General features: G+C 58.2%; 29 protein-coding genes and 2 tRNA genes. 25 read left to right on the top strand and 6 right to left on the bottom strand.

Annotated features, from left to right (window positions below; translation table 11 throughout):
• Positions 1-27: 27 nt before the first annotated feature.
• Positions 28-615 carry a TetR/AcrR family transcriptional regulator gene (locus tag ABFT80_RS24080; RefSeq protein ID WP_347974488.1) on the bottom strand — a complete coding sequence of 196 codons (588 nt, stop codon included), beginning with the start codon at positions 613-615 and terminating at the stop codon, positions 28-30.
• A 216-nt stretch (positions 616-831) separates the two neighbouring features.
• Between ABFT80_RS24080 and ABFT80_RS24075 the strand changes: the two genes are divergently transcribed.
• From ABFT80_RS24075 to ABFT80_RS24060, 4 genes are all read left to right on the top strand, one after another.
• The gene (locus ABFT80_RS24075) at positions 832-1,344 is read left to right on the top strand and encodes a DinB family protein (RefSeq protein WP_347974487.1); all 513 of its coding nucleotides are present in this window, start codon (positions 832-834) and stop codon (positions 1,342-1,344) included.
• A 333-nt stretch (positions 1,345-1,677) separates the two neighbouring features.
• Positions 1,678-2,331 carry a hypothetical protein gene (locus tag ABFT80_RS24070; protein WP_455190006.1) on the top strand — a complete coding sequence of 218 codons (654 nt, stop codon included), beginning with the start codon at positions 1,678-1,680 and terminating at the stop codon, positions 2,329-2,331.
• A 96-nt stretch (positions 2,332-2,427) separates the two neighbouring features.
• Positions 2,428-4,305, top strand: a complete 1,878-nt coding sequence (locus tag ABFT80_RS24065; protein WP_347974485.1) for an ABC-F family ATP-binding cassette domain-containing protein — start codon at positions 2,428-2,430, stop codon at positions 4,303-4,305.
• 53 nt (positions 4,306-4,358) lie between these two features.
• The gene (locus tag ABFT80_RS24060) at positions 4,359-6,473 is read left to right on the top strand and encodes a molybdopterin-containing oxidoreductase family protein (protein ID WP_347974484.1); all 2,115 of its coding nucleotides are present in this window, start codon (positions 4,359-4,361) and stop codon (positions 6,471-6,473) included.
• Between the two features lie 4 nt (positions 6,474-6,477).
• Here ABFT80_RS24060 and ABFT80_RS24055 read toward each other — a convergent pair whose 3' ends face one another.
• The 4 genes from ABFT80_RS24055 to purM are packed head-to-tail and all read right to left on the bottom strand — an operon-like array spanning position 6,478 to position 8,881.
• Complete coding sequence (locus ABFT80_RS24055) at positions 6,478-6,771, bottom strand: type II toxin-antitoxin system RelE/ParE family toxin (protein ID WP_347974483.1); 294 nt, start codon at positions 6,769-6,771, stop codon at positions 6,478-6,480.
• Positions 6,764-7,045 (bottom strand): type II toxin-antitoxin system ParD family antitoxin, encoded by a 282-nt coding sequence (locus tag ABFT80_RS24050; protein ID WP_347974482.1) that lies wholly within the window; start codon positions 7,043-7,045, stop codon positions 6,764-6,766. The genes ABFT80_RS24055 and ABFT80_RS24050 overlap by 8 nt, the downstream gene beginning before the upstream one ends.
• Before the next feature lie 55 nt (positions 7,046-7,100).
• Positions 7,101-7,817 carry a phosphoribosylglycinamide formyltransferase gene (gene purN / locus ABFT80_RS24045; RefSeq protein ID WP_347974481.1) on the bottom strand — a complete coding sequence of 239 codons (717 nt, stop codon included), beginning with the start codon at positions 7,815-7,817 and terminating at the stop codon, positions 7,101-7,103.
• Entirely contained in the window at positions 7,814-8,881 is a 1,068-nt protein-coding gene (gene purM, locus ABFT80_RS24040) for a phosphoribosylformylglycinamidine cyclo-ligase (protein WP_347974480.1), read from the bottom strand. Before purM ends, purN begins: the two co-directional genes overlap by 4 nt.
• A 189-nt stretch (positions 8,882-9,070) precedes the next feature.
• Here purM and ABFT80_RS24035 point away from each other — a divergent pair, with 189 nt between their 5' ends.
• The 17 genes from ABFT80_RS24035 (at position 9,071) to ABFT80_RS23955 (ending at position 19,483) form a co-directional block, all read left to right on the top strand.
• Positions 9,071-9,628: a CDP-alcohol phosphatidyltransferase family protein gene (locus tag ABFT80_RS24035; protein WP_347974479.1), complete on the top strand. Its 558-nt coding sequence runs from the start codon at positions 9,071-9,073 to the stop codon at positions 9,626-9,628.
• Positions 9,600-10,775: an AI-2E family transporter gene (locus ABFT80_RS24030; protein WP_347974478.1), complete on the top strand. Its 1,176-nt coding sequence runs from the start codon at positions 9,600-9,602 to the stop codon at positions 10,773-10,775. Before ABFT80_RS24035 ends, ABFT80_RS24030 begins: the two co-directional genes overlap by 29 nt.
• Positions 10,775-11,476, top strand: a complete 702-nt coding sequence (gene hdaA / locus ABFT80_RS24025) for a DnaA regulatory inactivator HdaA (RefSeq protein ID WP_455190000.1) — start codon at positions 10,775-10,777, stop codon at positions 11,474-11,476. Before ABFT80_RS24030 ends, hdaA begins: the two co-directional genes overlap by 1 nt.
• 64 nt (positions 11,477-11,540) lie before the next feature.
• Positions 11,541-11,696, top strand: a complete 156-nt coding sequence (locus tag ABFT80_RS24020; protein ID WP_347974477.1) for a hypothetical protein — start codon at positions 11,541-11,543, stop codon at positions 11,694-11,696.
• Between the two features lie 118 nt (positions 11,697-11,814).
• Positions 11,815-11,891, top strand: a tRNA-Pro gene (locus tag ABFT80_RS24015).
• A 65-nt stretch (positions 11,892-11,956) separates the two neighbouring features.
• Positions 11,957-12,262 carry an ETC complex I subunit gene (locus ABFT80_RS24010; protein ID WP_347974476.1) on the top strand — a complete coding sequence of 102 codons (306 nt, stop codon included), beginning with the start codon at positions 11,957-11,959 and terminating at the stop codon, positions 12,260-12,262.
• Between the two features lie 52 nt (positions 12,263-12,314).
• Positions 12,315-12,391: transfer RNA gene (locus ABFT80_RS24005), tRNA-Arg, on the top strand.
• Positions 12,392-12,787: 396 nt separating this feature from the next.
• Entirely contained in the window at positions 12,788-13,348 is a 561-nt protein-coding gene (locus ABFT80_RS24000) for a hypothetical protein (protein WP_347974475.1), read from the top strand.
• A gap of 513 nt (positions 13,349-13,861) precedes the next feature.
• Positions 13,862-15,067 (top strand): phage portal protein, encoded by a 1,206-nt coding sequence (locus ABFT80_RS23995; protein ID WP_347974474.1) that lies wholly within the window; start codon positions 13,862-13,864, stop codon positions 15,065-15,067.
• Complete coding sequence (locus ABFT80_RS23990; protein WP_347974473.1) at positions 15,057-15,392, top strand: gene transfer agent family protein; 336 nt, start codon at positions 15,057-15,059, stop codon at positions 15,390-15,392. Before ABFT80_RS23995 ends, ABFT80_RS23990 begins: the two co-directional genes overlap by 11 nt.
• Positions 15,389-15,625, top strand: a complete 237-nt coding sequence (locus tag ABFT80_RS23985; protein ID WP_347974472.1) for a hypothetical protein — start codon at positions 15,389-15,391, stop codon at positions 15,623-15,625. The genes ABFT80_RS23990 and ABFT80_RS23985 overlap by 4 nt, the downstream gene beginning before the upstream one ends.
• Positions 15,622-16,203, top strand: coding sequence for an HK97 family phage prohead protease (locus ABFT80_RS23980; RefSeq protein WP_347974471.1), 582 nt, complete (start codon positions 15,622-15,624; stop codon positions 16,201-16,203). Before ABFT80_RS23985 ends, ABFT80_RS23980 begins: the two co-directional genes overlap by 4 nt.
• Positions 16,204-16,207: 4 nt before the next feature.
• A complete protein-coding gene (locus ABFT80_RS23975; protein ID WP_347974470.1) occupies positions 16,208-17,374 on the top strand; it encodes a phage major capsid protein in 1,167 nt (388 codons plus the stop codon).
• 66 nt (positions 17,375-17,440) lie between these two features.
• Positions 17,441-17,917 carry a hypothetical protein gene (locus tag ABFT80_RS23970; protein WP_347974469.1) on the top strand — a complete coding sequence of 159 codons (477 nt, stop codon included), beginning with the start codon at positions 17,441-17,443 and terminating at the stop codon, positions 17,915-17,917.
• A gap of 4 nt (positions 17,918-17,921) precedes the next feature.
• Positions 17,922-18,476, top strand: coding sequence for a hypothetical protein (locus ABFT80_RS23965; RefSeq protein WP_347974468.1), 555 nt, complete (start codon positions 17,922-17,924; stop codon positions 18,474-18,476).
• A gap of 1 nt (position 18,477) precedes the next feature.
• Positions 18,478-18,702 (top strand): helix-turn-helix domain-containing protein, encoded by a 225-nt coding sequence (locus tag ABFT80_RS23960; protein ID WP_347974467.1) that lies wholly within the window; start codon positions 18,478-18,480, stop codon positions 18,700-18,702.
• Between the two features lie 337 nt (positions 18,703-19,039).
• Positions 19,040-19,483: a hypothetical protein gene (locus tag ABFT80_RS23955; protein WP_347974466.1), complete on the top strand. Its 444-nt coding sequence runs from the start codon at positions 19,040-19,042 to the stop codon at positions 19,481-19,483.
• Between the two features lie 8 nt (positions 19,484-19,491).
• Here ABFT80_RS23955 and ABFT80_RS23950 read toward each other — a convergent pair whose 3' ends face one another.
• Complete coding sequence (locus ABFT80_RS23950) at positions 19,492-19,986, bottom strand: hypothetical protein (RefSeq protein WP_347974465.1); 495 nt, start codon at positions 19,984-19,986, stop codon at positions 19,492-19,494.
• Positions 19,987-20,138: 152 nt separating this feature from the next.
• On the opposite strand from ABFT80_RS23950, the gene ABFT80_RS23945 reads away from it, so the two are divergent.
• Genes ABFT80_RS23945 through ABFT80_RS23930 form a run of 4 tightly spaced genes read left to right on the top strand, consistent with a single transcriptional unit; the run spans position 20,139 to position 21,567 of the window.
• On the top strand, positions 20,139-20,429 hold the full coding sequence (locus tag ABFT80_RS23945) for a head-tail connector protein (RefSeq protein ID WP_347974464.1): 291 nt from the start codon (positions 20,139-20,141) through the stop codon (positions 20,427-20,429).
• A 1-nt stretch (position 20,430) separates the two neighbouring features.
• A complete protein-coding gene (locus ABFT80_RS23940) occupies positions 20,431-20,841 on the top strand; it encodes an HK97-gp10 family putative phage morphogenesis protein (protein WP_347974463.1) in 411 nt (136 codons plus the stop codon).
• Position 20,842: 1 nt separating this feature from the next.
• Positions 20,843-21,250, top strand: a complete 408-nt coding sequence (locus ABFT80_RS23935) for a DUF3168 domain-containing protein (protein WP_347974462.1) — start codon at positions 20,843-20,845, stop codon at positions 21,248-21,250.
• Positions 21,247-21,567, top strand: coding sequence for a phage head closure protein (locus ABFT80_RS23930; protein ID WP_347974461.1), 321 nt, complete (start codon positions 21,247-21,249; stop codon positions 21,565-21,567). Before ABFT80_RS23935 ends, ABFT80_RS23930 begins: the two co-directional genes overlap by 4 nt.
• Positions 21,568-21,569 lie beyond the last annotated feature (2 nt).

Here is a 21,569-nt window from a genome sequence, read left to right as displayed (position 1 = left end):
AATTATGGCTGTCAACGACAAATGTCGTTAAGTGCCACTTTTATCGAAGTGCACAACGCTTGCCGCCTGGTCGAAGATATTGGTGAGTGACATTCCGGCTCCGCCGTCTACCCAGCTATTCAGCGTCGCTCGAATGAGTGCGAATACGGTCCCCGAAATCGTATAGGCGACAACCTGCGGGAGCTGCGACGGCCTGTCCGGTGAGATTATGATCTGAGCGACCTCGTCGATCAGCTCGGCGATCATCTGCTCTTTCCGTGCAGAAATGCTCCTGTTGGAGCGGATTGCAGTTTCGACGGTGAGGAAAAAATGAGATTTTTCGTCGAAAATTGCGAGCATGGCCCGCGCCGAGGCGAGAAGGGCGTCAACGGGCGGCTCGGATTTGAGCCGTTCGCGCAATTCCTCCCGAATGATGGTCATGCCATCCTGCACCCAGCTAACGATAACATCTTCCTTGGTCGGAAAGTAACGCAGCAGGGTGCGCGGCGAAACGCCGACTGCGGCGGCTATATCGGCAATGGTCGTTTGCTCGAACCCGCGCTTGTGGATCAGATCCAGCCCAGCCTCGAGTAGCTGAGTCCGGGTGCGATCCTTCTTTTCTTCCCGGAGGCCCAAACTTCTCTCCTCATCCAAATGATCGGCGTTTTTGACACGTAACGCCATTTGTCGTCCAGAGACAGAATTTTAGGGATGAACCACCTTCAGCGTGCTCGGAAATTTGCCGCTACGTTTTGAAGTCGAGGCCATAACGCATAATCGTCATTGCGCATCTCTTCCCGCGCTTTAGGAATGGCGCGCATATTCCTTGTTTTGCATTTCAAAAGGAAGTCCATGAAACAGCATTTCAGGATGTTTGCGGCATACAATGCCTGGGCCAACGCCCGGCTCTATGACGCGGCATCGACTTTGGAAGATGAAGATTTTCAGCGCGTGGTGGCGACCGTGCCGGGATCGCTGGTCAGTGTATTGAACCATATTCTCGCGACCGACCGGATTTGGATGAAGCGGTTCACAGGCGAGGGCGATCCGCCCGCGTCCGGCGATGCGATCATTCAGGATGATCTCGCCAAGCTCCATTTTCTGCGCAAAACGGAAGACACACGCATTTCAGGCTGGGTCGAAGAGTTGGGCGACAAGGCACTGACAGGCCGCTTCAGCTACATGACGGTAAGTGACATGCGTACCATTTCACATCGACTAGCGCCTGCACTTGCAAATTTTTTCAACTACCAGACGCAATACCGCGGGCAGGCAGAGATGATACTCAAAATGCTTGGGGCGACGTTAGATAAATCGGACATATCGACTTTCCAGAAAACTGAAAAGGGCCGGGAGTTTGCCTGAATCAAGCGTGTCAGAAGGAAAATTTACTTAAAGCTTTACTGTTTTTAAAGTTGGTTTGGAAACCAAACCTTTCGTGCAATGAAACTTAAAAAAGCTGCCCTGCGTATTGTTATAGGACCGGTATTTCTACTGGTCCTGTGGACGTTAACGAACACAAGGGAGAGCGTTATGAGCATGAAAGGACGTAGAATAGCCAGCATCGTAGCTGGGACTGCACTTATATTTTCATTGGCAATACCTGCTACTGCGCAGGATCGCAGCAGTGGCAGGGATCGCGGCAGCGTTAGCGGCGATCGGGGACTTGGCAGCAGCGGCTCCAGAAGCGGCGGCGGTCTGGGTCTAGGGCTAGGTGGCTCCAGGAGTGGTGGCTTGGGTCTTGGTCTCGGTGTTTCGGTTGGAGGCCGGGGCGGTGTCAACGCAGGGGTTGGCGCCAGTGTAGGCGGTTCAAGAGGTGTGAATGCGGGCGTCGGCGCTTCTGTCGGCGGGCGCAGTGGGGTGAATGCAGGCGTAGGCGCTAATGTTGGCGGCTCGCGAGGTGTCAATGCAGGGGTTGGCGCTTCGGTTGGTGGACGCAACGGCGTTAACGCAGGGGTTGGCGCGTCCGTAGGTGGACGCAATGGGGTGAATGCAGGTGTCGGTGCCAGTGTAGGCGGCCGGGGCGGAATAGGTGTTGGGGTCGGCATCGGTATCGGTGGCGGCGGTCGCAATCCGGGAAATCCAGGAAACCCTGGTAATCCCGGCAACCCAGGAAATCCGGGTAATCCAGGGAACCCCGGCAATCCGGGAAATCCCGGCAACCCAGGCAATCCAGGCAATCCGGGTATGCCCGGCGCGCCTGGTGGACCGGGAGCCGGTGCGATCGCAGGCATGTCTGATGGTCAGATGTTACGCATGAGAAAGCGTTGCGTCGACGTCATGGCGAACGCAGCCTCGTATGATCGCGATCTGGTCTCGCTGTGCAATCTGGTGAGAACCGCAAGCAGGTAATCTATAAGCCTAGCAGAAGCGGCCCGCCATGCGCGGGCCGTTTCGCTTTCCAGTAACCCCTTGCGAAGTCGGGCCTAGCCGTGCAAAAGCCCGGATATGCTTACGATCAACGAACTTTCCCTTCGGATGGCAGGCCGGTTGTTGCTGGATCATGCCTCTCTCACCCTGCCAGCGGGCACCAAGGCGGGGCTTGTCGGACGCAATGGCACCGGCAAAACGACGCTGTTCAAGGCGATCACCGGCGATTTTTCATCCGAAACCGGCTCCATCGGTATTCCGAAAAACACGCGCATCGGTCAGGTCGCGCAGGAAGCGCCCGCTACCGAAGAAGCGTTGATCGAGATCGTCCTGAGGGCCGATGTCGAGCGCACAGCACTTCTGGAAGAAGAAAAGACGGCGATGGACCCGAACCGCATCGCGGAAATCCACATGCGGCTGGCCGATATCGACGCGCATTCGGCAGAATCGCGCGCGGCGACCATTCTTGCCGGTCTGGGGTTCGATGCAGACGCTCAGCAGCGCCCAGCCTCATCCTTCTCTGGCGGCTGGCGCATGCGTGTGGCACTCGCAGCCGTGCTGTTTTCCGAGCCGGATCTGCTCCTGCTCGACGAACCGACCAACTATCTCGATCTCGAAGGCACGTTGTGGCTTGAAACCTATGTTTCGAAATATCCGCACACCGTCCTGCTGATTTCGCACGATCGCGACCTGTTGAACCGCGCCGTCAATTCCATCGTGCATCTGGAGCACAAGAAGCTCACCTTCTGGCGAGGCGGTTACGACCAGTTCGAGCGCCAGCACGCAGAGCAGGCGCTGCTTCAGGAAAAAGGCCGTGTGAAGCAGGAAGCCGCGCGCAAGCACATGGAATCCTTCGTGGAGCGTTTCCGCGCCAAGGCTTCCAAGGCAAGGCAGGCACAGTCGCGCCTGAAGGCGCTGGAAAAGATGAAGCCGATCGCCGCGATGGTGAGCGATTCCGTGCGGCCATTCTCGTTTCCTGAACCGGTGAAGACTGTGGCATCGCCGATCGTCGCGATCGAAAACGTCAATGTCGGTTACGAGAGCAGCAAGCCGATCCTGCGCAAACTGAATTTGCGAATCGATGCCGACGACCGCATCGCGCTTCTGGGGGCGAACGGCAACGGCAAGTCGACCTTCGCAAAGCTGCTTTCCGGTCGCCTGAAGGCCGAGAATGGCACGATGACAATTGCGCCGGGCCTCAAGGTCGCGATTTTCGCGCAGCATCAGCTCGACGATCTTCGCCCGGAAGAAAACGCCTATGAGCATGTACGCCGCCTGATGCCGGAAGCGCCGGAATCGAAAGTGCGCGCTCGCGTCGCGCAATTCGGCCTCGCAACGGAAAAGATGAACACTGCCGCGAAAGACCTTTCCGGCGGCGAGAAGGCGCGACTGTTGATGGGGCTTTCGGCATTCGAAGGGCCAAACCTCTTCATCCTCGACGAACCGACCAACCATCTGGACATCGACTCGCGCGAATCGCTGATCCATGCGCTGAACGATTTTCCCGGTGCCGTGATCCTGATTTCGCATGATCGCCATCTGATCGAGGCGACCGCCGACCGGCTCTGGCTGGTCAAGGACGGCCAGGTGAACCCGTATGACGGCGATCTCGGCGACTACCGCCAGCTTGTCACCGGCGTATCGGGTGATCGCAAGGAACGTCGCGAGGCCGATAAGGCGTCCAAAGCGGACCGTCGCCGCGAGGCAGCAAACCGCCGTGCCGCGATGGAGCCGATCGCCAAGGAAATCCGCGCGACCGAAGCGCTGATGGATCGTATCCGCAAGCGCATCGACGGTATCGAGGATGAATTGGCAAACCCGGCAGTCTACGAAAAGGACCCGTCCACCGCGACGCAGCTTGCCAAGGAACGCTCGCAGCTTGCCAGCACTCTGGCTGGCCACGAAGAAAAATGGCTGCGGCTTTCCGCGGAATATGAAGAAGGCACTGCGGAGTAATCTGTCGGTTGCTGGCTCTACACCTTCTAGGAAAAACCCTGTAGTTTCCCGCCATGAACCAGCACGCGAATGTAAGAATTGGCCACTCGGCATGTCCCCATGACTGCCCGTCGACCTGCGCGCTCGATGTCGAAATCATCGACGGTAAGCGCATCGGCCGGGTTCATGGCGCAAAGGACAACAGCTACACGGCTGGCGTCATCTGCGCCAAGGTTGCGCGCTACGCTGACCGCATCCACCATCCTGACCGCCTTCTGAAGCCGCTCATTCGCAAGGGTGGCAAGGGCGAGGGCGGCTGGAGCGAGATCGGCTGGGACGACGCGCTCGATCTCGTCGCCGAGAAATTCCTGCGCGCTGAAGAGAAATACGGTTCGGAAACGGTCTGGCCCTATTTCTATGCGGGCACGATGGGGCTGGTGCAGCGCGACGGTATCGAACGCCTGCGCCACGCAAAGAAGTATTCCGGCTTCTTCGGCTCTATCTGCACCAATATCGCCTGGACAGGTTACGTCATGGGCACCGGCGCCCTGCGCGGCAGCGACCCGCGCGAGATGGCGAAATCCGACTGCATCGTCATTTGGGGCACCAATGCGGTGGTCACGCAGGTCAATGTGATGACCCACGCGATCCGCGCGCGCAAAGACCGCGACGCAAAGATCGTCGTCATCGACATCTATGAAAATGCCACGATGAAACAGGCCGATATGGGCCTGGTGGTAAAGCCCGGCACCGATGGCGCTTTGGCTTGCGCGGCAATGCATGTGCTTTTCCGCGAAGGCATGGCCGACCGCGCCTATCTGGAAAAATACACCGACGATCCTGCCGGTCTCGAAGCGCATCTGCGCGACAAGACGCCGGAATGGGCGTCCGCGATCACTGGCCTGTCGGTTGCCGAGATCGAAGCCTTCGCGCGGCTGGTCGGCACCACGCAACGCACCTTCTTCCGTCTCGGTTATGGCTTTGCCCGCCAGCGCAATGGCGCGGCCAATATGCATGCCGCCCTTTCCATCGCTGCCGTCACCGGCTGCTGGCAGTATGAGGGCGGTGGCGCGTTTCATTCCAATTCCGGCATTTCCGGTTTCAAGTTCAACAAGGATATGCTTGAGGGCGACAAGCTCCGCGATCCCACGATCCGCTACCTCGACCATTCGCGCATCGGCCCTGTGCTGACCGGTGCGGAAGATGCGCTTTATGGCGGCCCGCCGGTCACCGCGATGCTGATCCAGAACACCAATCCGGTGAATGTCGCCCCTGAACAGCGACTGGTGCGGCAGGGTTTTCTGCGCGAAGATCTGTTTACCTGCGTGCACGAGCAGTTCATGACCGATACCGCCCAACTGGCGGATCTTGTGCTGCCTGCCACGATGTTTCTGGAGCACGACGACGTCTACAAGGGCGGCGGCAACCAGCATGTGACGCTGGGGCCGAAGCTGATCGATGCACCTGATGGTCCGCGCACAAATCACTATGTCATTGAGGAATTGGCGAGGCGGCTCGGCGTGGCGCATTTGCCCGGCTTCGGCATGACCGAAAAGCAGCATATCGACGCGCTTCTGAAGAGCCGCGATATCGGCGATTTCGAAGATTTGCGCGAAAAGCGCTGGGCCGACATGCAGCCTGAATTCGAAACGGCGCATTTCTTGAAGGGCTTTGGCCATCCCGACGGCAAATTCCGCTTCAAGCCGCAATGGAATGGCGGCTTTGCACCCAACAAGCCGCCGAAAAGTATGGGAATTTTCGGGCCGCACGAGCGTTTGCCTGAATTTCCAGACCATGTCGATCTGATCGAGGTGGCAGATGCCGAGCACCCGTTCCGCTTGGCCACATCGCCTGCGCGCAACTATCTGAATTCAAGCTTCGCCGAAACCCCGGTTTCAAAAGCCAAGGAAGGCCGCCCGGAGCTTCTGCTGCATGCCGAAGACGCTGCAATGCTGGGCCTCGCCGATGGCGACCGTGCCGAAATCGGCAATACGCGCGGCGAAGTCATTCTGCATGTGAAGCTGTTCAACGGCATCAAGCGTGGCGTGGTCATTGCCGAAGGCATCTGGCCAAACAGCGCCCATGAGCGCGGCGAGGGCATCAACACCCTAACCGGCGCCGACGCCGCCGCACCCTATGGCGGTGCTGCGTTTCATGACAACAAGGTCTGGATCAGGGCTGCGGGCTGAAAGGCTAGAAAAGCGCTTCAACATCCCGCGCGCCATGGACCACGCGGATGATTTCAATACGCTCGTCAAAAATGCGGTAGAGAACCAGATAATTCGCGACAGACAAAGCGCGGGCGTCTTCCGCGATTTCCGGCCTTGCCGGACCTGATTCAGGAAAGTCAGCAAGCTGTAAAATTCTCTCTGAGATGTGATCCAGAACACGATCCGCTGCGGCTGGACTGTCTGGCGCGATGCTGCACCAGATGTCGATCAGATCATTTTCGGTCGCCGGGCTTCGAAAGATTTTCAGCCTAGCCATGCGTGCGCGGCGAATTCTTGAAACGCTGCCGCGCCTTGCTCTTCAAATCTTCCATGTCGAGCGGCTCGGATGGTCCGCTGGATACGCCTTCGTTCCATGCCTGCCGGAGGCGTTCGATCTCCGCGTGCCGAAGCGGCTTGCGCAGCCGCCATTCTCTCAAAGCTTCACGAATGACTTCGCTGGCCGAGGCATACTCGCCGCTGGAAACGGCATCCTTAACCGTGTCCAGCAACTCGGATGAAAGCGCGACGCTGACTTTCTCGACACCTGCCATGACAAACTCCTTCAGCCAAAAGGTAGTAAGAATTGCTACCGGCTGCAAGAGGTCGTTACGGCGTGACGCGGGCCAGTTGCTCGAGATTGATTTCCGCGCGCAGCGGGTTTGGCGATGAGAGAATTACCTTCGCGGCTTTTTCCGACTCGTCGATGTTCGAAAACACCGTTTTGTCTCCATCCATGCGCGCTTCGCCTTCTGCCACCAGCCGCAAGGCGATTGGATAAAGGCTGTGCTCTGCCCTCAGAACGCGGGCCGACAGGCTGTCCGCCGTATCGCCGACGACGACTGGAACGGCGGCCTGCGCGACGATCGGGCCGTCATCCATCTTCGATGTCACGAAATGAACCGTGCAGCCATGAATGCGCGCGCCTGCTTCCAGCGCCTGTTCATGCGTGTTCAGGCCCTTGAAGGAGGGCAGCAATGCCGGGTGGATGTTGAGCATCCGGCCCTGCCATTTTTCCACGAATTCGGCCGTCAGCAATCGCATATAGCCTGCCAGACAGACGATTTCCGCGCCGAACTCGGCCAAAACCGCGCCGATTGCGGCGTCATGCGCCTGTTTCGTATCGGAGGCCTTCTTCACGACGGCGCGGGTTGGAATGCCGCGCGCTGCCGCCAGTCTCAAGCCCGCCGCATCCGCATTGTCGGAAATGACGCCGACAATTTCAGCCGGAAAAGCCGGGTCGCTGGCCGCGTCGATCAACGCAACCATATTCGAGCCGCGGCCGGAAATCAGGATTGCGATCTTCTTGGCGTGCTGTCTGTTCATAGCGAAAGTGTTCCATTGTAAATCACGCCGGTTTCACGGCGCGGAACGATGCGGCCGATAGGCGTGACGGTTTCGCCTGCTTCCTGCAAAACCGCGGCAACCTGCGCCGCCTGGCCGGAGGCAACGACCAGAATCATGCCGATACCGCAGTTGAATGTGCGCATCATTTCGTTGGCCTCGACACCACCAACCTTGGCAAGCCATGAGAAAACGGGCGGCACGTCGATCGCGTCGAGATCGAGTTCTGCGGAAAAGTCCTTCGGCAGAACGCGCGGGATATTTTCAGGGAAACCGCCGCCGGTAATATGCGCCAGCGCCTTGATGCCATGCGTGCCGCGAACAGCCTTCAACAGCGACTTCACGTAAATACGTGTCGGCTCCAGCAGGGCTTCTCCAAGCGTCTCGCCATTGCCGAACGGTGCCTTGTCGTCCCAATTCAGGCCGGAATTTTCGACGATGCGACGCACCAGCGAGTAGCCGTTGGAATGAACGCCGGAGGAGGCGAGGCCGAGCAGCACGTCGCCTTCAACGATGTCGTCGGTCGGCAGCAACTGGCCGCGTTCGGCAGCACCCACCGCAAAACCCGCAAGATCATAATCCTTGCCGTGATACATGCCGGGCATTTCGGCGGTTTCACCGCCGATCAGCGCGCAACCGGACTGCCTGCAGCCTTCGGCGATGCCGCCGACGATGGCCGCGCCCTGATCGGGATCGAGCTTGCCGGTCGCGAAATAATCCAGAAAGAACAGAGGCTCCGCGCCCTGCACGATAAGGTCGTTGACGCACATGGCGACAAGGTCGATGCCGATCGTATCGTGCTTTCCCGCGTCGATCGCGATCTTCAGCTTGGTGCCGACGCCATCATTGGCGGCAACCAGAACCGGATCGGTAAAGCCTGCTGCCTTGAGGTCGAACAGGCCGCCAAAGCCGCCGATTTCGCCATCCGCGCCCGGCCTGCGTGTGGAGCGAACCAGAGGCTTGATCTTTTCGACGAGCTGATTGCCTGCATCGATATCGACGCCTGCCTCAGCATAGGTAAGCCCATTCTTTTTTGCCTCGGTCATACCCGGTTTCCTTGCCGCTCTAATAGTGCCGCTCTTCGCATGTCAGGGCAATCGCTGCAAGGATTGCGACGTTCTGGAGCCCTCGGAGTGGTGACAAAACCGTGGACATCCTCATCTCCTAAGTTTGCGCCTTGCGGCAAGTACGGGTGCCAACTTCTATGCTATAGCGCCAACATTGGAGGGTGTGGCGTGACGATACCCAATCTTATCACGATTATGCGCTTTCTTCTGGTGCCGGGCGTCGTTTTCGCGCTTCTGACCGGTGAAATGCGCTGGGCATTCGTCGGATTTGTAATCGCAGGCGTGTCCGACGCCGTGGATGGCTTCATCGCGCGCCATTTCAACCAGAAATCGGAGCTTGGCGCCTATCTTGACCCGATGGCCGACAAGCTGCTTCTGGTCAGCGTGTTCGTGGTGCTCGGTTTCATGGGCGAAATTCCGCTCTGGCTCGTCATCATGGTCGTTTCGCGTGACGCGCTGATCATACTGGCCGTGCTTCTTTCATCCGTCATGGGCAGTCCGGTCGAGATGAAGCCGCTGATGGTTTCAAAGGCGAATACCGCGGTTCAGATCGTTCTGGTTGCGGTTGTGCTGGCCGAACTCGCATTCTTTTCAAAAATCGAACACTTACGCACAGGCCTTGTATTGCTTTCTGGCCTCTTGACCATAGCTTCCGCCGGGGCCTATCTCGTGGCTTGGTTGAGGCATATGAATAGCTATGGCGAAAGAAAAAATTCAGGCGGTTGAAGTGAGGCGGCAAGATCCGGCCTCTCTGGCCCTGCGGCGTCAGGTCGGCTTCTGGCTGATTGCCGCGGCAGTCGTCGCGCTTTTCGTCTATGTGTTCAGCGATATTCTGCTGCCATTCGTGGCCGGTCTGGCGCTTGCCTATTTCCTCGACCCTGTAGCCGACAGGCTGCAGCGCCTCGGGCTTTCGCGGCTCATGGCGACAATTCTCATCCTTCTGGTGTTCGTCGTCGTGCTGCTTCTGGCGCTGGTGCTGCTTATTCCGGTGCTCGCATCGCAATTGGCCGATTTCATCAGCAAGCTGCCGGGCTACATGACGCAATTGCAATCGAGCATTACGAGTTTCGATCCGCAATGGATTGAAGATCGCTTCGGCGTCGATGCCAACAGCCTGCGCGATGGGCTCAATTCGCTGGTCAATTCCGGCGTCGGCTTCATCTCCACCGTGTTCCAGTCGCTTTGGAGCTCCGGTCTGGCTCTGGTCAGCGTCGCCAGCCTTTTCGTGGTGACGCCGGTCGTCGCCTTCTACATGCTGCTGGATTGGGACCGCATGGTCTCGAAAGTGGATAGCTGGATTCCGCGCCAGCATGTCGAGACGGTCCGCCAGCTCGCCAACGAGATCAACCATTCGACCGCCGGTTTCGTACGCGGGCAGGGCACGCTGTGCCTCATCCTCGGCGTCATGTATGCCGTCGGCCTGACGCTGACGGGACTGAATTTCGCGATCCTGATCGGGCTTTTCGCAGGTATCATCAGCTTCATTCCCTATGTCGGGTCGCTGGTCGGTCTGGTCGTTTCAATCGGCGTGGCGCTCGTGCAGTTCTGGCCGGACTGGATCATGGTCGCTGCGGTCGCCGGTGTGTTCTTTGTCGGCCAGTTCATCGAAGGCAACATCCTGCAGCCGAAACTCGTCGGCAAAAGTGTGGGTGTACACCCGGTCTGGCTGATGTTTGCGCTGTTTGCCGCTGGTGCTCTGTTCGGTTTCGTGGGACTTCTACTTGCCGTGCCGATTGCCGCGGCCATCGGCGTTCTTGTCCGCTTCGCCATCGGCCGCTACCTCGAATCGCCGCTCTACAAGGGCAATTACGAAGAGCTGGAGGCGCCTGAGCACAAGACGCCGCGGCCTCGGAGCCCGCGTTCGGTATCGTGATGTCGAGACTGGAAAAGCCACGGCAGCTTCCGTTCGATCTTGGCCATGTCGCAGGATACTCGCGCGATGATCTGATCGTCTCGCCTGCCAACCGTCAGGCGCTCGACTTCATGGATCAATGGCCCGAATGGCCGTCGCCTGTGGCTTTGCTTGCAGGCCCCTCGGGAGCCGGAAAATCGCATATCGCGGCGATCTGGCAAGAGGTCAGCGGCGCGCAATCGGTGCCGGCCAACCGCATTGCGCAAGCCGTTGCAAATTTCGATGAAACGCCGCCCGTTCTGATCGACGATGCGGATGCCGCGGATCTCGATGAAGCCGGACTTTTCCATCTCATCAATGCGGCGCGGGCCGCCGGTTCGACCATTCTTCTCACCGCGCGCCGCTTTCCCGCTGCATGGGGCGTAAGATTGCCTGATCTCGCATCGCGGTTGAAGACTGCCGCGATCATCGAGATTCAGGAGCCGGATGATCTTTTGCTGGCAGGCGTCATGACCAAGCTTTTCGCCGACCGGCAGGTCGAGGTCGACCAGCAGGTCATCCAGTTCATCGTTCGCCGTATCGAACGTTCACTGTCCACCGCGATTCGCATCGTCGAGCGCCTGGATATGGCCGCCCTCGAACAAAAAACCCGCATCACCCGCGTCATGGCCGCTGAAACCATCAGCGCGCTGGACGAGGGCCAGGCGGAGTTCGGGATATGAAACCGCTTGTCGCGCGCTGCTCGTCCGCGATAGTCACATCTGAAATTGTTTCGGAGACAGGTCTATGAAGATATTGCCGTTTCTCATCATCGCCGCGGTGCTGGCCGGTTGTGCCGCGCCCGGCGAAGGCTACGCCACCTGGAGCCGCGACGACAAGCCGGTCGTTCTGAAGAAGCCTGGACCGTATCGTGATGGCAGGGGCGAAGGCTCGCCCATGTAACGCTTCATGCGAGGATCGGCGCTTTACGTATGGGAAGTGCCGATTTCTTGAAATCCTTGTGGCTGTTTGCATTTTTGGCCTTGCCATGCGCCGGAGCAATGCCTAATGACAGCGCAACCGGAGTGTAGCGCAGCCTGGTAGCGCACCTGATTTGGGATCAGGGGGTCGCAGGTTCGAATCCTGCCACTCCGACCATAGATCGCCCGCAACGTAAGCGAGACGATCTATCCTTTCGATTGCCCGAGCAAGGATGAGGAATAATGTCCGCGCGCATTTTCAGCCCTGCAAAGACGGCCATGCAGTCCGGCAAAGCCAAGACCGGCCATTGGGTGCTCGAATTTGACCCAGAGCAGCCGCGCAAGATCGATCCGCTCATGGGCTACACCACGTCAGGCGACATGAAGAGCCAGATCAGGCTTAACTTCGCTTCGAAGGAAGAGGCGATCACCTATGCCGAAAAGCACGGGCTCGCCTTTCGTGTGCAGGAGCCCAAGGAAACAGCGCGCCGGCAGATCTCCTACTCCGACAATTTCCGTTTTGACCGAAAGATTCCTTGGACTCACTGATTGCAATCGGGCGAAACTGCCCGCATTGGTTTCTGGTGAAAACCGAGCTTACGGTCCCGTAGCTCAGCTGGATAGAGCACCGGCCTTCTAAGCCGATGGTCGCAGGTTCAAATCCTGCCGGGATCGCCAAAATTTCTCTTGTAAATCAAGGACTTCTGTCCAGATCTCTTGCATTGCGCAAATGCCTGCAAGGGAACGTAAGAGGCACGAAATCCCGGAATGAGCGCCATAAGTCCCGGAATATCCCCGGACTTCCCTTCGGCTGTTCCACCGTATCCCCTGAAAAGAAAAATGCCCCCCGGCCACGTGGAGGGACCGAGGGGCATCTGTCATCGTGCAGGAGACATCGAAGAATTCGAAGGCTAGACGAGTTCTCAGGCAGCGCAATCGAAGAAATCGGGTCTGGCTCATTCCGTATACCAGACCCCTTTCCGGCACGATCCCCTCAATGACAGAATGAGAAAAGCCCCCGACGCGGCAAACGTCGGAGGCCCGAAAATCAACGGGGCAGTGGAGGCCCACGTCATGCTCGATACTATCAATTCGACTTCGAAAATCAAGGAACTGATCGCCAACGCGCCAAAGCCGACAGCGAAGAAGAAGAAAGTTATCGCTTCTAAATTTGAGGTACGACAAGGCTCGATGGCCGTCTGCCTTATGATGACGGGCGACGTGGTGTCGGCAACGTTCTTTCACTCTGTCCTAGAGATTTGGGTGGAGACTGAAAAGAAGCCCGTACGCTTAATCGACGGCGAAATGTTAGAATGCATGTTCCTGACCGGCGAACAGCTTCAAACCCTGTCCGGGCTTACGAAAAAGCAGATTGAAGGCAATGCCAGACAGAAGCTAAAGGACTTTCCGTTTATCAAGATCGGAAAGGGACGCATCTCGCCTGATAATCCGAACTCTTACCGCATACACCTTGATCAGGAAGCGTTTTGGCTTGAGGTTGCGGCGATCCTTGACCCGACCAAGCAGATCAAGACCAAGGATCAAGGCGTCGAATGGGTCAAGAAAACCGTTGATCGCTCCAAGCTCCCCTACGTCTTCAAGCGGCTCTACGCGGGCGTCGTCAAGGCAGAGTAAATATCCCAAATGGGATACTTCTCTACGCGCGCGAGAAACCTACAATACGGTGTATGTTTAGAAATACCCCATACGGGGGGGTTCTTAAAAGTATTCCAAACGGGGTATGTCTATTAGAATGTCACTACGTTCCTTAGGGAATGTTCCATAGGAATGAGACAGGATATTCCTATCAATGCTTACGCATAGATAGGGTCGAACGCCTCGCTTCGCTCGCATCCGACAAACAGGCTATCGCCAGATTTCGGAGAAGGTTTTCGGGAAGAAAGAGCCATCCCCCATAGCCCCCTTCCGCAGGTTCACCGATGCAAGCAATCACATGCACGGGTGACATCATTTACCCGTCAGGTCGCAGGGACCGTTTCATGCCCGGATCAAACTGCGACCAGTCCCGCACCATTTCGTTGACGAGATCGTCCCGACACAGTAACCATCATCTTGCTTGATCGCCTTACGGCATCGGAGCGGTAGTCATCCGCAGCACCCCGTTTTCATGACGAGATGCTGCGTTCGATGTTTTCAATCTTTCGATCCAAGACCGAGATGACTGTCGCGCCCGCTGAGGAACAGCGTTCGCTTGCTGATCCGTCTGGATGGCTCTTGGATTTGTTCGGTGCGATCCCGGCTCAGTCGGGCGTCACCGTGTCGGCCCAGAACGCCACCCGCTGCACTCCCGTAAGAGCCGCCGTCGCAGCCCTGTCTGAGCCGTGCGGGCATCTTCCCCTTGCAGTCTTCCGTCGCGGTGAGAACGGCGCTCACGAGCCTGCCGTCGATCACCCGATTTCAACGCTGCTTTCGGGCACCGTCAATCCATGGACCACCGCCGCACAATTCCGGGAACAGCTAGTCCGAGATTGTCTGTTGTCGGGAAACGGTCTTGCTCAGATCGTACGCGACGGACAGGGCCAGCCACGCGAACTTCATCGCCTCCACCCGCAGGCCGTGGCCGTCGAGATAGACGCGCTGACTGGCGAACCCCGATACCGCGTGACCGTCAGCAACGGGAGCCGCGTCCTACCCCTCACCGACATCATCCACATTCGGGCCGCTCTGTCGCTTGACGGGGTGACAGGTATCTCCCCCGTCTACGAAGCTCGCGAAGCCATCGGCCTCGCGATTACCCTTGAAGCTCACGCAGCCCGCTTGTTCGCCAACGGTGGACGGCCTTCCGGCATCTTGTCCTTCGCCCGCGCGCTGACCGCCGAAGCCAACGCGAAGGCCAAAGCTGCATGGCAGGGAATGACCCACTCAGGCGGCACAGCAGTCCTTGACGCCGATGCCCGTTATCAGCAACTCACATTGACCTCGACCGATGCGCAGTTTCTTGAGCTTCGACAATTTGCGGTCAGTGAGATCGCGCGAGCCTTCCGTGTCCCGCCAATATTCTTGCAGGATTTCGGACGGGCCACGTGGTCGAATAGCGCCGAGATGGGGCGCATGTTCCTGTCCTACAGCCTCGACCCATGGCTGACCCGGATCGAAGGCGAGTTCGCTCTGAAGCTTCTGCCGGAAGCAGACCGGGCCGAATGCTTCCTCGAATTTGACACCGACGACATCACAGCCGCCGACACCGCAGCACGGGCAACCGCCTACAGCCAGTTTCGGGCCGCTGGCGTGTACACCGCAAACGAGCTTCGCGCCCTCGAAAACCTCCCAGCGATGGATGGCGGCAACGTGCTGCAAAATCCGTTCACCACGGGAGGAAGCAATGCAGAGTGAAGCTCCCGCGCACGTCGCGTTCTTCGGTGACAGCGAACGCCGTTTCGCCCTTCCGCCAGAACTGATCCTTGAACTTGAACGCAAGACCGGAAACGGCATCGGCGGACTGTCGCGCCGGTTCTTCAGCGGTGATTTCCGCCATCAGGAGCTTCTGGAAACGATCCGCCTTGGCCTGATCGGTGGCGGCACTGAGCCGGAAGAAGCTGCCAGCCTGACCGCCGCTTATGCAGCACCGCTCCCCGTCATGGAGCTTTACGCGCTCGCCTTGCCAGTCATGGAAACCGTCATGTTTGGCAAAGCTGCCAAGAAGGCAGGCCGCAAATGAGCCGAGGACCGGGACGCATTCAACGCTCCATCAACGCCGCATTCGACGCCGCTCCAAGCCGCCGTTTCACAACCCGTGAACTGGCGGCATTCGCATATCCGGGCAAGGAAGTCGGACGTTCGGAGATGGTCGCAACCACCCGCGCAATCAACAAAATCACGCCAGCCTTAACGTTCTGCCGCGTCCCTGCAACGGGCCGTCTTGGCTGGCATCACGTCTGGGGACGAGCATGAAAGTGTTATCACCTGCGCACTCAGTTGCTTTTGAAACCCGCGAAGCCGCCAGTGGCGACACGCTGGATATGGTCGAAGTCCGCTTCACCACGCCAAGCGATGACGGCACCATCGAAGGCTATGCCGTCCGGTTCAACACCGTCGATAGCTATAAAACCTCATTCGACCGAAACGCCTTTGCATGGGAAGGACGCAGCCTTCCGCTTTTGTGGTCGCACAATCCCTTTGATGTCGTCGGTTCCGTGCGCTCTATCGTCGTGGAAGACGCTGGCCTGAAAATTCGGGGCCGTCTCAATCTCGATGTACAGCGCGCCCGCGAAGTGCGCTCGATGCTTCAGGCCGGTGACATCGCTGGTCTCAGCATCGGTTTCCAGCGCCTGAAGGATGAAGCCCGCTCAGGCGGAGTTCGCCACATCACCAAGGCAGAACTGCGCGAAGTCTCATTCGTCGCCATGCCAAGCGTACCGGGATCGCAGGTGACATCAATTCGAACCTTCACCGAAACAGGCCGCGACAAGAGCGCAGCGGCCTTTGTTGCATCCTGCCGCAGGGCCGCGCTCGCACTCAAAGGAAACTGAAAACATGACCAAGCATCAGAAAATCGAAACCCGTTCGGCCCAGCCGCTGGAAATCCGCAGCGACGAGAACGACCCACTCGTTGCCGCAACAGCCGCAGTGGAACAAATCCGCTCCGCTGCCGAACAGCGCCACACGGCACACCAGACCGAAGTGCGCGGCCTGACCGACCGGATCGCCCAGCTTGAAACACGGCTCAATCGTCCTGGCACCCAGCAGGAAGAACGAAACGAGCCATCCGATGAACAGCGCTCTTTCGGCATCTATCTGCGTCGTGGCGATGCTGGCCTGTCGGAAATCGAACGCCGCGCCCTGACTGTCGGCAACGATACCAGCGCGGGTTTCCTCGCACCGGAGACATTCGGCAACGAAATCCTGAAGACCCTTGCCGAATACAGCCCTATTCGCAATTACGCGAAGGTCGTCCAGATTGCGGGACCGGAGATCAAATATCCAAAGCGACTGACCGGCACGAATGCCGATTGGGTGGCCGAGATCGCCAATCGCCCGGAAAGCGCGCCGACCTATGGTCAGGTGACGCTCACCCCGTACGAACTGGCGACGTTCGTGGAAGTCTCGAAGCAGCTTCTCGAAGATGCCGCATATGACGTGGAAGGCGAAATACGTGATGCTGTCGCTGAGGATTTCGGTGCGAAAGAAGGCGCTGCATTTGTTTCTGGCAACGGCGTCGGCAAGCCGAACGGCATCCTGAACGCAACCGGCATCGCTGAAGTTGTGTCGGGCCATGCTTCCACGCTTGGTTCAGCCCCCGGCGACCTTCTGATCGACCTCATGGCCAAGCTGCCGACCGCGTACGCGAATAACGGCGCGTGGCTCATGAACCGCCTGACGCTGGCAGCGGTGCGGAAGCTGAAGGATGCGCAGGGCGCGTATCTCTGGCAACCGGGCATTCAGGCGGGCCAGCCTTCCACCCTCCTTGGCCGTCCGGTCATCGAAGCAGTGGACATGGACAGCGTTGCGGCTGGCAAGTTTCCAATCGTGTTCGGTGATTGGTCTGGCTATCGCATCGTGGATCGTGTCGGCCTGTCCATCCTCACCGATCCGTTCACCCGCGCGAAAAACGGCATCACAGTCTTCCATGCCCGCAAGCGCGTAGGAGGGGACGTCACGAACGCAGAAAAATTCGTGAAGCTGAAGATCGCCGCTTCCTGATCCTGACAATTACACGGCGGGGCCAGTCTCCGCCGTCATTCCCCAATTCAGCAAAGGACTTTCATCATGAGCATTCATGCAAACGCGGGTACGAAAGTTGGCATCGGCACGACCGTCTCAATGGCAGACGCCGCCGCTTATGCTGCCGACACCTACGTGCTTATCGCCAATCTGCAAGACGTGGGCGAAGCAGGCAGTGAGGCAGAAATCCTCACCGGCAAGTTTGTTGATCAGGAATATGTGCGCAAACTAAAAGGCAGTCGCGATAATGGAACCATGGAATTGTCCGTGGCCCGTGACAGCAGCGATGCCGGTTATGCGGCACTTGTGGCGGCGGAAGGAACGCCCCACGCTTACAATTTCCGCGTCGAACTGAACGACAAGCCCGCTACCGGAGCCAGCCCGAAAGGTTCGGTCTTCTATTTTAGCGCCATCGTTGCAAGCCGTAAGAACAACTTCGGAGATGCGGACACGATAGTCAGCACAAACTTCATGTTGGCCATTTCCGGGCCAATCCTCGAAGTCCCGGCATCGGCTACCTGATCCGATGAAACTGGCGGATGACATCACCATCACCGTGGCGGGGGAGGAAATCTTCCTCCACCCCGCCTTGCGTCATGCCATCCGCCTAGAACGCCTCGAAGGTTCGTTCGCCAAGCTCATTCGTGACGTGCAGGAAAACAGCCTGTCCGCTGCCGTGGAGATCATTCGAGATCACACCGACATGCTGTTTCTCGAAAACCGCGTGTTGGAAGTCCTGCCAGAGTTGAAAGGTTCATTGCTCGCTTATGTGATGGCGCTGACCGGCATCGACCTCGAAGATGCGCCAGCCAAAGCAAAAACCAACGGCAGCAAGTCAGTCCCTTTCGCTGACCACCTCACCAATCTCTACCGGATCGGGACCGGCTGGCTGGGCTGGACGCCGGAAACAACCTTGGACGCCACGCCAACCGAGATCACACAAGCTTACAAGGGCAGACTTGAAATGCTGAAGGCCATCTTCGGCGGTGGCGAGAAGGCCAAGCCGGAAGATGACCGGCCATTGAACGAGAAATTCAGAAGCCTGTTCGCCGCCCACGGGACAGTGAAGGAGGCAGCTTAACATGCGCTCGTCCAGCCAGTGGCCGTGCATCATCAACGATCTACGCCGCGAACAGTCCGTTTCCGTGCGCAGCTTGGCCATCCGCACAGGCGTCCATCGCACACGGTTGGGAAGGTTTTTGAACGGCAAGCCAAGTAACTTCAAAATCAGTGAAATCGAACGCCTGCTTTCCGTGTTCGGTTACGAACTCGAAGCGATCAAGCGACCTGACAGCGAGGCCGCATAATGCCATTCGCAGCACCGTCAATCAGGTCATGCGGGTGCATCGTAGCACCCGGCCAAAAATGTTCACATGCTGTTGCGCGGGACAGAGAGCGCAAGGCTGCGTTTGATCAGACGCGGCCAACAGCCCGCCAGCGTGGCTATGACAGCAAGTGGGATCAGGCCCGCAAATCCTTCCTCGCCAAGCACCCAAATTGCTCACGGTGCGGAGCGCGCGCGACCGTGGTCCATCACTCCACCCCGCATCGTGGAAACAAGGCCATCTTCTGGGATCGCAGCAAGTGGGTTCCTGCTTGCCAGCCTTGCCACGATGGACCGCTGCAATCGCAGGAGCGCAGATCATGAGATACCCCACGTATTCCTTTCAAGGCCAGCAAAGGACCCTCGCGGAGATTGGCAGACGTACCGGCGTATCTCCAAAAGCGTTGCGTGGCCGCATTGTAAAGCAGGGCATGACCTTGGAAGAAGCAATCGCCATACCGACTGCAAAGTCGAGGACCTTCACCTTCGACGGCAAAACCCGGACCATAAGCCAGTGGGCGAAGGAGACGGGTATCAATTCGGCTACCTTGCGGGAACGCATCGGCCAGTTTGGCTGGACTTTGGAACGCGCCCTGACCGAACCCGTGATGGACATGGTTCAGCGGAACCGTCGCAAGCGCAACATGCGCATCGTTCAACGCATAGTTTCCAACGTAAGGCGTGAGAGAAACGAGGAAATCATCCGCCGCATGCTGAAAGGCTTAGGACCGCTAGGTCATCCTTGCCGCGAGCATTCGATATGATGCGCCCTCTAATATATACCCACTATCTTTGGGCCAACTGGCGGCGTGTAGCTGAACTGGAACGTGTGGTTCGAGTTCTTCTGACATCTCTTGTAGTCACCTCTCCCGCTAATAAAGCTAATCTGCCTGTCCGCATTGAGGCATACTGGGCAGATGAAATGGACCGGCTGTCCATTAGCATGATCCTCTTTCAGCTTGAACACCATATCTTGCTGGCTGGTCTGAAAAAGTTCGTATCGGGCTTTCTCGCTCTCGAAATCATCTTGTCGTCTAAGCGCACCGCTCAACTCTTTGATACCGTTGCTGAGTTGCATGTTCGTAATGTTCGCCGCCGTCAATTCGGCTGCGAGTGTATTGAGCAAAGAATGAGCCTCGCTGCTATCCGGCTTCTTTTCAGATGCAAACAACTTCTTGACAGCCTCAACCGTGGAGACTGCTTTTCCTGTTGCACCCAAAGCCGTCGAAGCAAGACCAAGGAGACCTTCAATCTCAGTGTAGTCCATCTGAACAATTTCCCCAAAATTAACCAACAAGTCTATCTGCGCGGAAACGCAGCCGACAAGGAACACTGGGGGGTACGTCACAATTTTCCCCAACTTACGGGGACCGGCGCGGGGTGCATCGCGCGTGATTTGCAATCCGAAGGGACACCGGCATGAGCGTCATCACTCTGGACGATGCAAAAACGCATCTGAACATCACCACTGACGCTGACGATGCCCTGATCATAACTAAGATCGAGGCGGCGGAAGCCTATGTCGATAGGTGGCTGGAAACGAAGCTGGCAGATATGACGCCTGTCCCTGCCGACCTGAAAGAAGCCATCCGCCAGCTTGTCGGACACTTCTATGAGAACCGGGAAGCGTCCCTAGTCGGGATTTCCGCCGACGAATTGCCGCTGGGGTTCCGGGAGATCATCGACCAGCACCGGGCATGGAGCTTCTGACATGGCTCAATCGCCCCAGCTTGCCCGGTTGCAGAAGCGTCTGAACGCCATCCCCATCGCGGCGAAACGCGCCGTCGAACTGTCGATGGAGAAGTCGGCACAAGAGATCGTGGCCCTCGCCAAGCGGCTATGCCCTGTCGATCAGGGAGAGTTGCGGGACAGCATCGGCTGGACGTGGGGCGATGCTCCTGAAGGCACGATAGTCCTCGCAGCGACCAAAGGCGCGGTGCTGCGCATCACGATCTATGCCGGTTCCGATGCAGCATTCTACGCCCGTTGGGTGGAGTTCGGCACGGCCACCGCGTTGCCGCAACCGTTCTTCCTGCCGTCCTATCGGTTGCTGAAGAAGCGTACCAGCAACCGCACAAAACGCGCCATCTCCAAGGCCGTCAAAGAGACATGGAGGGCGTGACATGGAACCGTCTCTGGCACTCCAAGCCGCACTTCGCGCCCGTCTCGTCGTATCGTCGGCGGTGACAGCCATCATCCCCGCCACCGCAATCGTGGACCGGAACGCCACGCCTGCCTTGGATCACTCCATCGTCATAGGTGAAGGACAGACGATCCCCGACGATGGCGTTGCCCGCAACCGTCATGAGGTATTGGCCGACCTCCATATATGGCGCAGAGAACCCGGCACGGTCGGGGCGAAGCAGGTCGTCGGTGCGATCCGCAATGCCTTGAATGACGGGCCTTTGACGATGGCAGGATACCATGTCGCTGACCTTCGCATTGCCTCGACCCGTTTCCTGCGTGATCCGGGCGGGCTGCACTCTCATGCGATCCTGTCCCTCGAATGCCGATTGATTGAGGTGGCATGATGCGCGCTGGAAAGCTCGACAAGACAATCACCATTGATCGCTTCACCTCGACCGTGGACGACTACGGCACCGTGATTGAGGACTGGACGACCGTCGCCACCGTCCGCGCCCAGATCATACAGGCCAGCACCGAGGAATTTATGCGCTCGTTTGGCGTGTCGACGGAAACTGCCGTCGTGTTTCGCATCCGTAATATCGACGGCCTGACGACCGCTGATCGTGTGATTTATGGCGGACGCCAGCATGACATCAAGGAAGTGAAGGAGCTTGGACGACGGGAGGGGCTGGACCTTCGATGCGTGGCGCAAGGAGCCTGAGC

The organism is Foliimonas ilicis (assembly GCF_039939195.1).
Lineage (GTDB): Bacteria > Pseudomonadota > Alphaproteobacteria > Rhizobiales > Rhizobiaceae > Foliimonas > Foliimonas ilicis.
The sequence above is the reverse complement of the archived record's forward strand: the minus strand, read 5'-3'. Positions and strand labels throughout refer to the sequence as shown.